This window comes from Bradyrhizobium sp. SZCCHNR1043 (assembly GCF_032489675.1).
Lineage (GTDB): Bacteria > Pseudomonadota > Alphaproteobacteria > Rhizobiales > Xanthobacteraceae > Bradyrhizobium.
The window spans coordinates 170,820-186,184 of sequence record NZ_JAUEYN010000010.1; the positions used below are offsets into that span (position 1 = coordinate 170,820).

At 66.1% G+C, this 15,365-nt stretch carries 10 protein-coding genes; 5 read left to right on the forward strand and 5 right to left on the reverse strand.

Annotation, left to right across the window (positions count from 1 at the left end):
* Nucleotides 1-12 precede the first annotated feature (12 nt).
* Entirely contained in the window at nucleotides 13-1,509 is a 1,497-nt protein-coding gene (gene sufB / locus QX039_RS18945; protein ID WP_315737805.1) for a Fe-S cluster assembly protein SufB, read from the reverse strand.
* An 84-nt stretch (nucleotides 1,510-1,593) separates the two neighbouring features.
* Nucleotides 1,594-2,757, reverse strand: coding sequence for a cysteine desulfurase family protein (locus QX039_RS18950; RefSeq protein ID WP_315772217.1), 1,164 nt, complete (start codon nucleotides 2,755-2,757; stop codon nucleotides 1,594-1,596).
* Nucleotides 2,758-2,929: 172 nt separating this feature from the next.
* Between QX039_RS18950 and QX039_RS18955 the strand changes: the two genes are divergently transcribed.
* Nucleotides 2,930-3,721 carry a LytTR family DNA-binding domain-containing protein gene (locus QX039_RS18955; RefSeq protein ID WP_316219518.1) on the forward strand — a complete coding sequence of 264 codons (792 nt, stop codon included), beginning with the start codon at nucleotides 2,930-2,932 and terminating at the stop codon, nucleotides 3,719-3,721.
* 318 nt (nucleotides 3,722-4,039) lie between these two features.
* Nucleotides 4,040-4,687 (forward strand): alpha/beta hydrolase, encoded by a 648-nt coding sequence (locus QX039_RS18960; RefSeq protein ID WP_008971476.1) that lies wholly within the window; start codon nucleotides 4,040-4,042, stop codon nucleotides 4,685-4,687.
* A gap of 327 nt (nucleotides 4,688-5,014) precedes the next feature.
* On the opposite strand, the gene QX039_RS18965 is transcribed toward QX039_RS18960, so the two are convergent.
* Nucleotides 5,015-5,692 carry a glutathione S-transferase family protein gene (locus QX039_RS18965; protein WP_315737802.1) on the reverse strand — a complete coding sequence of 226 codons (678 nt, stop codon included), beginning with the start codon at nucleotides 5,690-5,692 and terminating at the stop codon, nucleotides 5,015-5,017.
* A gap of 81 nt (nucleotides 5,693-5,773) precedes the next feature.
* A complete protein-coding gene (locus QX039_RS18970) occupies nucleotides 5,774-6,877 on the reverse strand; it encodes an anhydro-N-acetylmuramic acid kinase (protein ID WP_315737801.1) in 1,104 nt (367 codons plus the stop codon).
* A 193-nt stretch (nucleotides 6,878-7,070) separates the two neighbouring features.
* Here QX039_RS18970 and tyrS point away from each other — a divergent pair, with 193 nt between their 5' ends.
* From tyrS to QX039_RS18985, 3 genes are all read left to right on the forward strand, one after another.
* Nucleotides 7,071-8,324 carry a tyrosine--tRNA ligase gene (gene tyrS / locus QX039_RS18975; RefSeq protein ID WP_315737800.1) on the forward strand — a complete coding sequence of 418 codons (1,254 nt, stop codon included), beginning with the start codon at nucleotides 7,071-7,073 and terminating at the stop codon, nucleotides 8,322-8,324.
* 55 nt (nucleotides 8,325-8,379) lie between these two features.
* The gene (locus tag QX039_RS18980) at nucleotides 8,380-9,639 is read left to right on the forward strand and encodes an MFS transporter (RefSeq protein WP_315737799.1); all 1,260 of its coding nucleotides are present in this window, start codon (nucleotides 8,380-8,382) and stop codon (nucleotides 9,637-9,639) included.
* Nucleotides 9,640-9,788: 149 nt separating this feature from the next.
* A complete protein-coding gene (locus tag QX039_RS18985; RefSeq protein ID WP_315737798.1) occupies nucleotides 9,789-11,486 on the forward strand; it encodes a methyl-accepting chemotaxis protein in 1,698 nt (565 codons plus the stop codon).
* A gap of 52 nt (nucleotides 11,487-11,538) precedes the next feature.
* On the opposite strand, the gene QX039_RS18990 is transcribed toward QX039_RS18985, so the two are convergent.
* Nucleotides 11,539-15,249 carry a DUF3971 domain-containing protein gene (locus QX039_RS18990; protein ID WP_315772221.1) on the reverse strand — a complete coding sequence of 1,237 codons (3,711 nt, stop codon included), beginning with the start codon at nucleotides 15,247-15,249 and terminating at the stop codon, nucleotides 11,539-11,541.
* Between the last annotated feature and the right edge of the window lie 116 nt (nucleotides 15,250-15,365).

Consider the following 15,365-nt stretch of genomic DNA (forward strand, 5'->3'; position numbering starts at 1 on the left):
TCCCATGTGGTCTTAGCCGACCGATCCTTCGAGGCTGATCGAGATCAGCTTCTGCGCCTCGACCGCGAACTCCATCGGCAGCTGCTGCAGCACGTCCTTGACGAAGCCGTTGACGACGAGGCCGACCGCCTCCTCCTGCGAAAGGCCGCGCTGGACGCAGTAGAACAGCACGTCCTCGGAGATCTTGGACGTCGTCGCCTCGTGCTCGAAAGTGGCCGAGGAATTCTTGGCCTCGATATAGGGCACGGTGTGCGCGCCGCACTTGTCGCCGATCAGCAGCGAATCGCAGGCGGTGAAGTTGCGCGCGTTGGACGCCTTGCGATGCGCCGTCACCAGGCCGCGATAGGTGTTCTGCGAGCGGCCTGCGGCGATGCCCTTGGAGATGATCCGGCTGGTCGTGTTCTTGCCGAGATGGATCATCTTGGTGCCGCTATCGACCTGCTGATAGCCATTCGAGATCGCGATCGAATAGAATTCACCACGGGAATTGTCGCCGCGCAGGATGCAGCTCGGATATTTCCAGGTGATCGCCGATCCCGTCTCGACCTGGGTCCAGGAGATCTTGGAATTGTCGCCGCGGCAGTCGCCACGCTTGGTGACAAAATTATAGATGCCGCCCTTGCCTTCCGAATTGCCCGGATACCAGTTCTGCACCGTCGAGTACTTGATCTCGGCGTCATCGTGCGCGACCAGCTCGACCACGGCCGCGTGCAGCTGGTTCTCGTCGCGCTGCGGCGCGGTGCAGCCCTCGAGATAGGAAACGTAGGCGCCCTTGTCGGCGATGATCAGCGTGCGCTCGAACTGGCCGGTGTTGCGCTCGTTGATGCGGAAGTAGGTCGACAGCTCCATCGGGCAGCGCACGCCCGGCGGCACGTAGACGAACGAACCGTCGGAGAACACCGCCGAATTCAGCGTCGCATAGAAATTGTCCGAGGTCGGCACCACGCTGCCGAGATATTTCTGCACCAGCTCGGGATGCTCGCGGATGGCTTCCGAGATCGGCATGAAGATCACGCCGGCCTTCCTCAGTTCCTCCTTGAACGTGGTCGCGACCGACACCGAATCGAACACGGCATCGACCGCGATCTTGCGCGTCTCGGGGCTGCCAGCGCCGGGCACCGGCTCGACGCCTTCGAGGATCGCAACCTCGCGCAGGGGAATGCCGAGCTTCTCATAGGTCTTCAGGATCTCAGGATCGATCTCGTCGATCGAGGAGAGCTGCTTCTTCGGCTTCGGCGCCGAGTAGTAGTAGAGATCCTGGAAATCGATCTTGGGATAGTCGACGCGCGCCCAGGTCGGCTCGGTCATGGTCAGCCAGCGGCGATAGGCCTCGAGGCGCCATTCGAGCATCCAGGCGGGCTCGTTCTTCTTGCCCGAGATGAAGCGGACGGTGTCTTCGGAAAGCCCCTTCGGAGCCTTCTCGGATTCGATGACAGTCTCGAACCCATAGCGATATTGGTCGACGTCGATCCGCCTGACGCGGTCGACCGTCTCTTGTACGGCTGGCATTCCATCCTCCGCTCGCGGTTTCAAGGACCGCGGTGGACATCTTCTGGAACCGTCTTACGACGTTTCCTCGACGAAATCACGCCCTTAGAATCGCTCAAGCACGGTTTCGTCGCCACCTTTAAGTAGGGTCAATGACAGCTTTCGCCAAGCCTGGACGCAACGATCGACCTCCGCCTCCGTGGTGGACCAGCCGAGACTGAGGCGCACCGCTCCCTGGGCCGCTGCGGAACTGGCGCCCATCGCTTCCAGCACATGGGACGGCTGGACCTTGCCGGACGAACACGCCGAGCCGGAAGACACCGCGATCCCTTCGAGATCGAAGCCGATCACGGCCGTCTCGGCCTTGAGCCCCGGTGCGGTGAACAGCGTCGTGTTCGGAAGCCGCGCCGCTTCGGACGAAAATACCGTCACGCCAGCGGTCTGACGAAGGCCCGCTTCCAGCCGGTCGCGCAGCGCCGTGATCCGGGTCAGGTCCACCTCGCGCGAAGCCAGGGCAGCGCCAGCCGCGGCGCCAAATCCGGCAATTCCGGCCACGTTTTCGGTTCCAGCCCGGCGACCGCGCTCCTGGCCGCCACCGCGGAGAACCGGAATCGGCTCCTCCACGCCGGCGCCCAGGACCAGCGCGCCGACGCCCTTGGGTCCGCCGATCTTGTGCGCAGAGATGGTCACAAGGTCCGCGCCCATCTGCTTGATATCGAGGGGTACTTTCCCGAATGCCTGGATCGAATCGACGTGCAGCACGCCGCCCGCCTGGTGCACCATCTCGGCGACTTTCGAAACCGGTTGAAGCACCCCGGTCTCGTTGTTGGCGGCCATGACGGACACCAGCGCCGGCGGCCCGCCGGCCAGCAGGGCTTCCAGGCGGCCGAGATCGACCACGCCGGAGGAGTCGACCGGGATCGTCTGCACCGCTGATGGCGCGAACCGGCCGCCGGCCAGCACCGAGGCATGCTCGACCGCAGACACCAGCAGCCGCTCGACCGGGCCGGCCGGCGCGCGCAGGCCTGGGCTCAAGGCGAGCACATTGGCCTCGGTTCCGCCGGAGGTGAACACCACGCGGCGCGCGACGGTGCCGAGCCCCCGGGCGATCACCTCGCGGGCCTCCTCCGTCAGCCGCCGCGCCTTGCGGCCTTCGGCGTGAACCGACGAGGGATTGCCGACCAGATCCATCGCGGCGAGAATCGCCGCGCGCGCTTGCGGTCGCAGCGGGGTCGTCGCATTCCAGTCGAGATAGATCCTGTCGGCCATGGCTCGTTCTTATCAACTCGGGACACGAACGACCATCGCTCGCCCGCGCCATGATGATGCGCGACGGCCAGCGTGATATCGTCGGGCGCGAGATTGAGATAGCGGGTCCGGTGCCATGAACAAGCTTGTCGGCTCGATGCTGCGTCCGAATGATCGTACCTTCTACGCGATCATGGCCGGGCTCTCGCTCGGCATCGGCGTCGTCAACGCCCTTTCCGCCGCTCACGATGCCGTCAGGCGGGGCGCGGCCTATGATCTGGAAAAGCAGTTGCTGTGGGAAATGACGAGCATTGTCGTCATCATCCTGCTGGCGCCGCTGCCGGTCGCCACCGTTCGTTCCATCCGGCTGGGCCCGGCCGCCATGGCACGTCATATCGCGCTCGCCGTCGCCGCCATCGTCGCCTTCTCTGCGCTTCACATGATCGGCATGGTGACGCTGCGCAAGCTGCTGATGTGGACCGCGGGCGGCGCGTACGACTTCCAGCTCTCCCTTGCCACCATCGTGTACGAGTTCCGCAAGGACGTCATGACGGCGCTGCTCATCGGTGGCACGCTCTGGCTGCACGACGGCTATCGCGCGAGCGCTGTCCGAGAGCCGACACGGCGATCCGAGCCTCCTGCCCCCGCCACGCTCTGGCTGCGCGACGGCGCGAGTCGCATCCGCATCTCGCCGGCCGACATCCTGTGGGTGGCCGCGGCCGGCAACTACGTTGAATATGCCATGGCCGACGGCAGGCGGCATCTCATCCGCGGCACCTTGTCGGCCGCCGAGGCCGAGCTCGCCCGCTTCGCGCTCGTCCGCATCCACCGCGGCCGGCTGGTCAACATGGCCCGGGTCGCCGCGCTTTCGGTCCTGCCAACGGGCGATTTCGGCCTGACCTTCGACAACGGACAATCCGTGCAGGGCAGCCGCCGCTATCGCAGCGCCGTTGCGCAGCTGGAGCAGACGGCGTCGCTGCGCTGAACGGCCGGGCTGCAGACGAAAACGTCAGTATTTTCATAGAATTGCAGGCGCATTCGGATGACGTTCCGCGGCCGCTTCGCCCCGCCGCTGTATCGGCGGCCCGGTCTGTATCCCTGCCGCAGCCGCCTTGCCGGGCGTTGAAAATCCTTGCTTTTTGCCCCGCGCTCCATGCTAGAAGGCCAACTTCCAGTCACGCCAGCGCTGCTCCGTCCAAGCGAACGGATGGCGCTCGATCACCACTTGTCCTGCGGAATTCGTCGGCGAGGCGCCAGATGAAGCTCGGACGAAGTCGGTCGACGCTCTGCCAAGGATTCTCTGATGCCTGAAGTCATCTTCAACGGTCCGGCCGGCCGCCTCGAAGGCCGTTACCATCCGGCGAAGCAGAAGAACGCGCCGATCGCGATGATCCTGCATCCGCATCCGCAGTTCCACGGCACGATGAACCATCAGATCGTGTACCAGTGCTACTATGCCTTCGCGCATCGCGGATTCTCGGTGCTGCGCTTCAATTTCCGCGGCGTCGGCCGCAGCCAGGGCTCGTTCGACCACGGCACCGGCGAGCTGTCGGATGCGGCGTCCGCGCTCGATTGGGCGCAGACCATCAACCCCGAGGCACGCGCCTGCTGGGTCGCCGGCTTCTCGTTCGGCGCCTGGATCGGCATGCAGCTTTTGATGCGCCGCCCGGAGGTCGAGGGCTTCATCTCGATCGCGCCGCCCGCCAATCTCTACGACTTCTCGTTCCTGGCGCCCTGCCCGTCCTCCGGGCTGATCGTGCATGGCGAGCGCGACGCGGTGGTGCCGCCCAAGGACGTCAATACGCTGGTCGAGAAGCTGAAGACGCAGAAGGGCATCGTGATCGACCAGCAGGTCATCCCCGGCGCCAACCACTTCTTCGACGGCAAGCTCGAGCCGCTGATGGAAACCATCACCGCCTATCTCGACATGCGCCTCGCCAATGTGAGGTGAGGTCGGCGCGTCGTTGCAAAGCCCTCGGTCTGTAGGGTGGGCAAAGGCGCGTCCGACACTCCGTCAACGCGGATGGTCGCAACGCGCCGTGCCCACCATCTTCATTTGACGGCTCGGAGACGATGGTGGGCACGCCTGCGGCTTTGCCCACCCTACGAACTACGAACTGCCGCCACATCCTCCGCCGTCATCGTCCGCAGGCGGGTGATCCAGTGCGCCGCGGCTTCTCAGTTCGTCACCGGCGTCTCGGAATACTTGATCGTCCGCCTGCGCGGACGATGACGCTGTGAGTGGAGCCGGCACCTTCCATGACAACGTCGTGCCTCTCTACGCCGCCTGCTTCAACAAATACGCATCGTGCCGCGCGAGGAACGCGCGCAGTAGCTGCGGATAGTCGGCGCTGACCGCCGTCCTCACGCTCGGCCGCTGCGCGAGTTGATCGCGCCACGCCCGAACTTTCGGCGTGGACGCAAAGATGCCGAGATCACCGTACGCATCGAACACATCGAAGTAGCGGAAGATCGGCGCGAACACGGCGTCGACCAGGCTGAAACGCGCGCCGGCAAAATACGGCCCCTCGCCCAGCGCATCCTCGACGCGAGCAAACTTCGCCGTCAACGCCTCGCGCTTGGCGGCGAACAATGCGGCATCCTGCGTCGTCTCCAGGCCCCAGAGATCGCCGAGGATCGCAGAGCCGAACTCCATCCAGGCCCGATGCTGCGCGCGGACCAGCGCGTCCTCGGGATGCAGCCTCACAGCCGGCTGCGTGTCCTCGATGTACTCGCAGATCACGTTGCTCTCGAACAGCGCCACCTCGCCCTGGCCTAAGGGCACCACCAGCACCGGCACCTTGCCGAGCGGCGAGATCTTCAAGAACCAGTCGGGCTTGTTGGCGAGATCGATGTCGATCCGCTCGAATGCGACGCCCTTCTCGGTGAGCGCAATGACGGCGCGTTGCACATAGGGGCAGAGCTTGTGGCTGATCAGCTTCAGGACAGGCGCCATGACATCCTCGGCAGTTTGATGCAGATGCATCAAACTAGATGCATACGCATCGAACTGTCAAGATTCATGCAATTGCATGAATCAAGGGCGCGCAATCACCCCGCCGGTCATCGGAAACGGCACGCCTGTGGTGGTGGGATAGCTCAGCGGCAGGCCCTTCATGCCGCGGACCGCCAGAAAGCCAAACGCCTGGGCCTCGATCGCGTCCGCCGACCAGCCCAGCGCATCGGCCGATTCGACGCTCGCCGGCGCGACACGCTCGCGCAACATCCGCATCATGGTATGGTTGCGGGCGCCGCCGCCGCAGACGATCCAGCTCGCCGGCGGCTTCGGCAGCAGCGGGATGATGCGGGCAATCGCTGCGGCCGTGAACGCCGTCAGGGTCGCGGCCCCGTCCGCCGGCTTCACATCACCCAGCTTCAGCGCGGCAAAATCGTTGCGGTCGAGAGATTTCGGCGGCGGCAGCGCGAAAAAGGGCATTTCCAGCGCGCTGGTGATCCAGGCCTCGTCCGGGTTGCCCTGCTCCGCCACGCGGCCATCCTGATCGAATGCCTGTCCCGTGGTCCGGTGCATGAAGTCGTCGAGCAGCGCATTACCGGGACCGGTGTCGCAGGCGATCAGCACGTCGTCGCCGTCGATATAGGTGATGTTGGAGACGCCGCCGATATTGACGACGGCGATCGGCCCCGCGCGCGACAGCGATTGCGCCAGGGCGCGGTGATAGACCGGCACGAACGGCGCGCCCTGCCCGCCGAAATCGACGTCGGCAGCGCGGAAATCGTGCATCACCGGGATATGGACGGACTTGGCGAGCGCGGCCGCGTCGCCGATCTGCACGGTCAGGCGGCGTTCGGGGCGGTGCAGCACGGTCTGGCCATGAAAGCCGATGATATCGATGTCCTCGGGCTTGAGCCGGTGCTGCGCCAGGAACGCGGCGACCGCCTCGGCATGCGCCACCGTCACGACGCGCTCGGCGTCGCGCACCCGTCCGGGGCGCGCATCGCGCCGCTCGATCTGCACCGCATCGGCGAGCGCCTCGCGCAGCAGGCTGCGCTCCGCGGCGCTATAGGCCCGGTAGCCCGAGGGACCGAGGCTCTTGATCTGCCGCCCATCGGTCTCGATCAGGGCCACGTCCACCCCGTCGAGCGAGGTGCCACTCATGAGGCCAAGTGCGGTCAGAATCATTGCAGTCGAACCTAAAAACCCTGCCCTGCTTGCCAAGTACGGCCGATTTGAGGTCCCGCCCAGGCCGTGCACATGCTTGTACAAGCCCGGCGCATCTTATAATGCCACAACGCCCGTATCCGTGGCATGTGCCTCCCGCACGTCCCCGCGACAAGCGGTCAATACCGTAAACAAATGCTCAGAGTCGCCGACAATGACTGGCTTCAAGTCTGATTTCCTGAACGTGCTGCAGAGCCGCGGGTTCATTCATCAGTGCTCGGATTTCGAGGGGCTGGATGCCCTCGCCGCCAAGGGCCAGGCGACCGCCTATGTCGGCTACGACTGCACCGCACGCTCGCTGCACATCGGCAACTTCCTGACCATGATGATGCTGTACTGGCTGCAGCAGACCGGGAACAAGCCGATCACCCTGATGGGCGGCGGTACGACGATGGTCGGCGATCCCTCCGGCAAGGACGAGACCCGCGCGATGCGCACGGTCGAGGAGATCGAGGCCAACAAGGCGTCGATCCGCGGCGTGTTTGCCAAGGTGCTGCGCTACGGCGATGGCGCCACCGACGCCATCATGCTCGACAATGCCGAATGGCTGACGCAGCTGAAATGGATCGAGATGCTGCGCGACATCGGCCGGCACTTCTCGGTCAACCGCATGCTGACCATGGACTCGGTCAAGCTGCGGCTCGAGCGCGAGCAGGAGATGAGCTTCATCGAGTTCAACTACATGGTCTGCCAGGCCTACGACTTCGTCGAGCTGGCGCGGCGCACCGGCTGCCGGCTGCAGATGGGGGGCTCCGATCAGTGGGGCAATATCGTCAACGGCGTCGAGCTCGGCCGCCGCATGGGCACCGAGCAGCTGTTCGCGCTGACCACGCCGCTCTTGACCACCGCGTCCGGCGCCAAGATGGGCAAGACCGCGCAGGGCGCGATCTGGCTCAATGCCGACCAGTGCAGCCCGTATGATTTCTGGCAGTACTGGCGCAACACCGAGGACGCCGACGTCGTCAAGTTCCTCAAGCTGTTCACCACGCTGCCGCTGTCCGAAATCGAGAAGCTCGCTGCACTGCAGGGCGCCGAGATCAACGAGGCCAAGAAGGCACTGGCCGATGCGGCCACCACCTTGCTGCATGGCGAAGAGGCGGCGCGCACCGCTGCCGAGACCGCCCGCCGCACCTTCGAGGAAGGCGCCATCGCCGAGAACCTGCCGACGGTCGAGGTGCCGCAGGCCGAGCTCGACGCTGGCCTTGGCGTGCTCAACGCCTTCGTCAAGGCCGGCCTCGTCGGCTCCAACGGCGAGGCGCGGCGGCAGATCAAGGGCGGTGGCCTGCGCGTCAACGACGTTGCGGTCACCGACGAGAAGATGGCGCTGACGCCGGCTGCACTGACCAGCGAGGGCGTGATCAAGCTGTCGCTGGGCAAGAAGCGCCACGTGCTGGTCAAGCCTGCATAGCCGCATTCGTTTTTGCCTGCTTGTCAGGGAAGGCCGAAAGGCGCTCCCTGACGGCATGACGATCAGCGCGCCGCGAGAGCCTGCGCAAGCCGAGGAAACCCCGACAGCTCCACCACGAGTGCGCATGGCGTTCGTGGTGCTGGGTCTCTGCTTTGCGCTGTCGGTGATCGGCCGCGGGCTGGGAGAAAGCTTCACCGTCTTTCTCAAGCCGATCTCCGACAGCTTCGGCTGGGATCGTTCCGAGGTCGTCTCGATCTATTCGCTGACGGCGCTCGCCGGCGGCCTCGCCGCTCCGCTGATCGGGCGGCTGTTCGACCACTCCGGACCACGCGCCGTCTATGCGCTCGGCCTCCTGCTGCTTGGTTCAGCGTTCACGGCCGCCGCGCACGCGCAGGCGCTGTGGCAATTCCAGATCAGCATCGGCCTGTGCGTCGGCATCGGCATCGCGCTGATCGGCAACGTCCCCAACTCGATCCTGCTGGGCCGCTGGTTCGGCAAGAAGCTGCCGACCGCGATGGCGGTGATCTATTCCGCCACCGGCGCCGGCGTGCTGATCCTGCTGCCGGGCTCGCAACTGCTGATCGACGCGATCGGGTGGCGCAGCACATATCAGGCGTTCGGTGCCGCCGCCTTCATTCTGCTGGTGCCGCTGGCGCTGCTGCCCTGGCGGCTGTTTGCCGCCGGCGCGCCCCACATCACCAGGCCCGTCGCCGACGAGCTCGCCGACGATGCCTGGACCTTGTCGCGGGCGCTGCGCCATCACGCCTTCTGGGCGTTGTTCTCGACCTTCTTCTTCACCGCCGTTGGCATGTATGCCATCGCACCGCAGGTCGTCGCCTATCTGATCGACACCGGCTTCGCGCCGCTGCAGGCCGCCACCGCCTGGGGCTTCTCGGGCGTGGTGCTGCTGTTCGGCATGCTCGGCGTCTCGGCCCTCGATGGGCTGATCGGCCGACGGCCGTCGGTGCTGTTCTCCTACGCCGTATCGATCGCAGGAATCCTGATGCTGTGGGCGTTGCAATTCTCGCCGAACATCTTCCTGCTCACCGGCTTCGTCGTCTGCTTCGGCAGCATGATCGGCTCGCGCGGACCGCTCCTGTCGGCCACCGCGATGAAGATCTTCCGCGGCAGGCGGCTCGGCACCATCTACGGCACCATCACGATCGGCAGCGGGCTCGGATCCGCGCTGGGATCGTGGAGCGGCGGCGTCATCCACGATCTCACCCACGGCTACGGTGCCGTCATTCTGCTCGCGCTTGTGAGCGTCGTCATCGGCATGATCCCGTTCCTCGTGGTTCCTTCCCTCCGCACGTAGTTGCGGTCGGGCCATCCGCGCACGATGTGCTGGGACGCGCCTGATTGCCGCGTCAGTCCACATAGTGGACTCGGCTCGACAGATCCGCATTCATGATTAGTAAGCAGCTTGATGATAGTTGTTCCGGCAACAACAACGAAGAGGACGCCGTGACACTGCTCAGCCGCATGAAGTTCCGCACCAAGCTTGCGAGCATGGTGATCCTTGCGATCGCAACGGTGATCGCGATCGTGGCCGTCTCCGGTTGGCTCAGCCGCGCGCGCATGCTGGAGGACCGCATCACCCAGATGCATACGGCGGTCGACCTCGTCTACGGCCTCGCGGAGACGCTGCAGACGGAGGTCGCGGCAGGAAAGATGTCGGTGGACGAGGCCAAGAACAAGTTCCGCTATCTTGCGCGTCGGATGACGTTCAACAACGGCCAGGGATATCCGATCGCCTACAACGCGTCCGATTCGGCGCTTCTTCTGAACGCCGCCAACGAGAAGCTGGAAGGCAAGATCCTCGGCACCAAGGACGCCAACGGCGTCATGATCGCCGATGCGCAGATCAAGGCTGCGCAGCAGAAACCCGAAGGCAGCACGACGTCCTATCTCTATCCCCGGCCCGGCCAGACCGAGCCGCTCAGGAAGGTCGTCTTCGTCCGCAGCTTCGCGCCGTGGAACATCGTCATGAGCTACGGGCTCTATGTCGACGACATCGAGGCGGACGTCTATGCACTGCTGATGCGGCTCGCGGGGATCGGCGCGGCGCTGCTCGTGCTGCTCGGCCTCCTGTCCTTCCTGATCTCGCACAACGTGGTCGGCGGGCTGCATCGGCTGAAGGATCGCATGCAGGACATCGCCGGCGGGCGGCTCGAGCAGCCGGTGGCCGAGACCGAGCGTGGCGACGAGATCGGCCGCATGGCCGAGACCCTGGAGGTGCTGCGCAAGACGGCGATCACCGCGCGCATGCTGGAGCAGGAGCAGGCCGCATCCAAGCAGCGCAGCGAAGCGGACAAGCGCGACGCGCTGATTGCGATGGCCGACCGCTTCGATGCCTCCGTCGGCCAGCTCGTCGCCCTGATGGCGTCCGGCGCCGGAGAGCTCGAGGCGACGGCAAAATCGATGACCGGCACGGCAGAGAGCACCAATGCGCGCGCCACCGCCGTCAGCTCCGCGGCGACGGAAGCGAGCTCGCGCGTGCAGACGGTCGCCACCGCCGCGGAGGAGCTGACCTCGTCGATCACCGAGATCAGCCGTCAGGTCGCCCAATCCGCCGAGGTCACCGGACGCGCCGTCGAAAGCGCGCGCCACACCGACGGGATCGTTCGCGCACTGGCCGACGGCGCCAAGCAGATCGAGCACGTTGCCGAGTTGATCTCCAGCATCGCGGGCCAGACCAACCTGCTGGCGCTCAACGCCACGATCGAGGCCGCGCGCGCCGGCGAAGCCGGCCGCGGCTTCGCCGTGGTCGCGGCGGAGGTGAAGAGCCTGGCCAGCCAGACCGCGCAGGCCACGCAGGAGATCGGCGACCGCATCGCCCAGATCCAGAACGCGACCAGGGAAGCGGTCGGCGCGCTCGACGGCATCACCCTGACCATCGAGGAGGTGTCGGCGATCGCCGCGACGATCGGATCGGCGATCGAGGAGCAGGGAACCGCCACGGCGGAGATCGCGCGCAACGTCACCCAGACGGCGCAGGCCACCCGCGAGGTCACCGCCAACATCGGCGGCGTCTCGACGGCGGCCAATGAGACCGGAAGCGCCGCCGGCCACGTGCTGATCGCCGCCGGCAACCTCTCCAAGCAGGCCGAGCAGCTCTCCCGCGAGGTCGACACCTTCCTTGCGGGCGTCAGAGCCGCCTGACCGCTTCGATCCGCCACAATGGCGTCGCCAAACGCTGACGCGGCCAGCAGCGTCAATTGTTCGGCGGCAGCTCCGCCGGCGGGTATTGCTGCCTGCCGGTGTTGAAGTCCATGATCTTGCGCGTGACGCCCGGCAGCATCGCCGAGATCGGATTGATGCGCACCACCGGCTGGCTCGGCGTGCCGACGACCTCGTAGGTCACGCCGAACAGCCCCTCATTGCTGCCGCCGAGGAACAGGCCGACGATCGGGATCTGGTTGAACATGTTGTTCAGCCCGTACAACGGCACGATCGTGCCCGAAGCCCGGACCTGGTTGACGTTGTAGTCGATGCTGCCTTCGATGGTCAGGCCGAGCGTCGGTCCCTTGACCACGCCGTCGCGGATCGAGAGCAGCCCGTTCTGCCGCGTGAACTCCGCGCGCAGCATGGTGAAGGCGATGCCTTGCGAGGCGCCCTGTGCGGCGCCTGAGGCAGCGCGATCCAGCGCCTGCTCACCCCTGACGGTGAAGTTGCGAACGATCGCCAAGCCCTCCTTGGGGCTGGTGTCGGCCGTCGGCGGCTCCATCGCAAGCTCCAGCTCGCCGCCGGCCATCTTGGAATAGGTGTCGGCGAACCGCAGCAGCGCGCCGGCATCATTGGTCACCAGATAGATCACCTCGCGGCCCTGGCGGCGTGCCCGCGGATCGGCGCTGGGCGCCTCGCGGCCGATGCGCAGGTCGGCCGTCACCGGCGTGTCGCGGCCGACCTTTCCGCTCAGATTGAAGCTCTTGAAAGCACCGCCGCGCCTGGAGAGCTTGACGTCGACGCTGCGCAGCGCCTCGCCGTTGAAGCCGGCGACGGCGCCAAGCTTGACCTCGGCGTCGAAGTCGAGGTTCGAGCGCGCCTTGTTCTTGTCGGCGTCCTTGTTGGTGCCCGAGATCGCCGACTTCAGGAAGCCGCGGCCGTCGAACACCTCGCCACGCATCGACAGCTTCAGCACGCCGTCCTGGCCGCGCTCGGCCTTGAGCTGCGTCTTGTCGCCTTCCGACGGCGAATAGGTCGGAAAGTTGGCGTTCATCAGGTCGCCGTTCTGGTCGACTTCCAGCGAGCCCTTGATGGAGACGCCGCCGCCTTCGATGCTGATGTCCTCGAAGCGTGTTGATTGCTGCTTGGCGACAACGTTGAAGGTAGCCTTCCCCGATTTGCCCGGATTCTTCACCCAGCCCGGCAGCAGGTTGTCGAGCTTGAGCTGGGTCAGATCGGCCTCGACGCCGATGCGGCTGTCGCGATCGCTGGAGCCCGCGATCTTGCCATTGAGCTTGAGCGGCACGTTGCCGGTGATCGCGGTGCCCAGATCCATGCCGAGCCGGGCCCGGCTGGCATCGTCGAGGATCGCCTGCATCTTGATGTCGGCGTCGCCCTCGGTCGGCTTGCGATAGTCGAGCGTGGCCGGCTGGCCGTTGATCTTGACGTCGCCCTTCACCTGATAGCCGGCGGTGTTGGCCACGATCTTGAGCGTGTTGGCCTCGAGCTTCTGGTTCATCACCAGCTTGTCGGCGGCAAAGCCGTTGAGATCGGCCGTGACCGCGTAACTGGTGTCGGCCTTGGTCAGTTCGCCCTTGACCGGCATCGCGAGATTGACGCTGGCCTGGAACGTTCCCTTGGTCTGGTTGGGATCGATCGGCATCGACGACAGATCGTTGAGCCGGTCGGAGGCGAGGATCTCGGCGGCAGCGGCGACCTGCCCTTCGACGCGCATGCGTACCCGCGACGGCGACGGCTTTGGCGCCATGTCCGGCACTTCGAACACGACGTCGGAGAAGTTGAGCTTGCGTCCGGCCGGAGTATCCGCGACGCCCTGCCCGATCGTCACCGTCGCGGTGCGGCCGGTGACATGCGCCTTCACGTCGGCATCGCGCACCGACGGCAGGCCGTCGACCGGATGCACGGTGACATTGGTGGCGACGATGTTGACGTCGAGACCATCGTCGGGAATCGGCGGCCCCTTGCGCGGCAGGTTGCGCGTCGGCGAGTTGACCGCGACATCGATCCGCTGCACCGAGCCGCGTTCGATGCGCTCGATGATCCAGGCCCGCACCTCCGGCACGATCAGCGCCGGCCAGATCCGCTTCATCGCCAGCGCGGGCATCGGCGTCGCCGCGAAGCCGAGCTTCAGCCGCGGCTCGCCGGCATATTCGACGCTGCCGGTGCCGGCGACGCCAATCTCGCCGTTGGACACCTCGGCCTGCGTCAGCAGCACGCGCTTGCCCTCGGTGTCGAAGCGGAAGTTGATCGAGATGCGGTTGAAGATCAGCGGCGGCTCGTTTTCGATGGCGCCGAGCAGAATGGTGCCGCCGTTGAGACCCAGCCGCCAGTCGTTTGCGGTGTCGTTCGGCGGCTCGACATTGGCGTTGAGCGTGACGCGGTTGGCGCCCGAGATCACCTTCAACGGCGCGACCAGCACGCGGCGCCCGGCGTCCCATTCCATGCTGATCTCGGCGGAGTCGATCGCCATCGGATAGTCGGGCGTATCGGTGTCGATGATCTTGCCCGCGCCGATGTTGATCTTGCCGCGCAGATAAGTCGGCAGCCCGTCGCGCGCGAGCTCGCCCTTGATCTCGCCGCTCATGGGCAGGTCCGCCATGTAGGTGAGATCCTTGAGGCGCATCGCCAGCAGGATGTTGCTGGTGGAGACCTTGTCAGCCTTGATGTCGACCGTGCGCACGCCGTTGGCCTGCGGCCCGACCAGAATGCGCAGCTGCCACGGCTTGGCGCCCTCTTCGCCGAGGCTCAGCGCCACCCCGCCGCCGGACGGCCGGCGCAGGCTGAGGCTGATGTTCTCGAACGTCCATTTGTTGCCGCGCTGCTGGTCGTCGACGACCAGCACGCCGTTCTTCAACCCGATCTCGTTCAGGTTCTGGCCATCGAGCCCGGTCAGGCTGAGGCTGTCGAGCCAGTCGAGGCCGGCCAGCAGGCCGTTCTGGGGCGCGGCTGGCGCGGCGGCCGCAGGCAAAGTCGAAGTGGTCGGTGCTGACGGCTGCGAGCCGGCCTGCGGTCCCGGCGCATTGGGCGGTGGCGCGGCCTGTCCCGGCCGCGGGAATGTCGGCGGCAGGCCGGCGTCGCGCTTGGAGGCGACGCCCGTCGCCAGCGGCTTGTTGGTCTCACCCGTCGATACGGTGACGGTGCCGTCCGGCGTGATGCGGATCGCAAGCTCGGCGTCGACCAGCTTGAGGCTCTCGGCGCGCAGCTGGCCCATCAGCAGCGCAGCGCCGGACAGCCGCACCTCGGCCTTGGGCGCGCTGGCGACGATGGCGTGATCCTGATCGCGCACGATGATATCGCGGATCCGGACCGCGATCCGGATCCGGCCGGCGCGCTCGATCTGGGTGCCGCCGACCTCGACGGTGTTGCCGTGGCCGATATTGTCCTCGATCGCCGCCGCGAGCCACGGCGTCGCCAGATCGAGGCTGATCGGGCCCGCACCCAGCCGCAGCCACAGGCCGGCGAAGCCGAGCCCCACGAGCAGCATCAGCGATGCCAAGGTGACGACGACCCGCTTGACCATGCGGCCGCCCGGCACACGCGGGCGCGATCCGCCGAATCGACCGGTGCTCTCGCCCGAATCGGACCGCGACAACAGGCGGCGGGCGCGCTGCCCAGCCCTCTCGTCGGGCTCGGCGGCGGCCTCGTACTGGTCGGCCACATCCCAGTCGGCCTCATCCCACTGTTGGCCCTGGGTGTCCGCTTGCAGATGGGGCCGGTGGGGTGATGTCTGTCTTGCCATTGCCTCTCGGTGCCGGCCCCTCGTGTCCGAAACATTTCGTGCCAATCTGGCCTCGGCCAGGTCGGTCGCCGGTGTAGCCCCGCCCGTTCACGCAGCGCGCGTGCTCACTGCCGGCA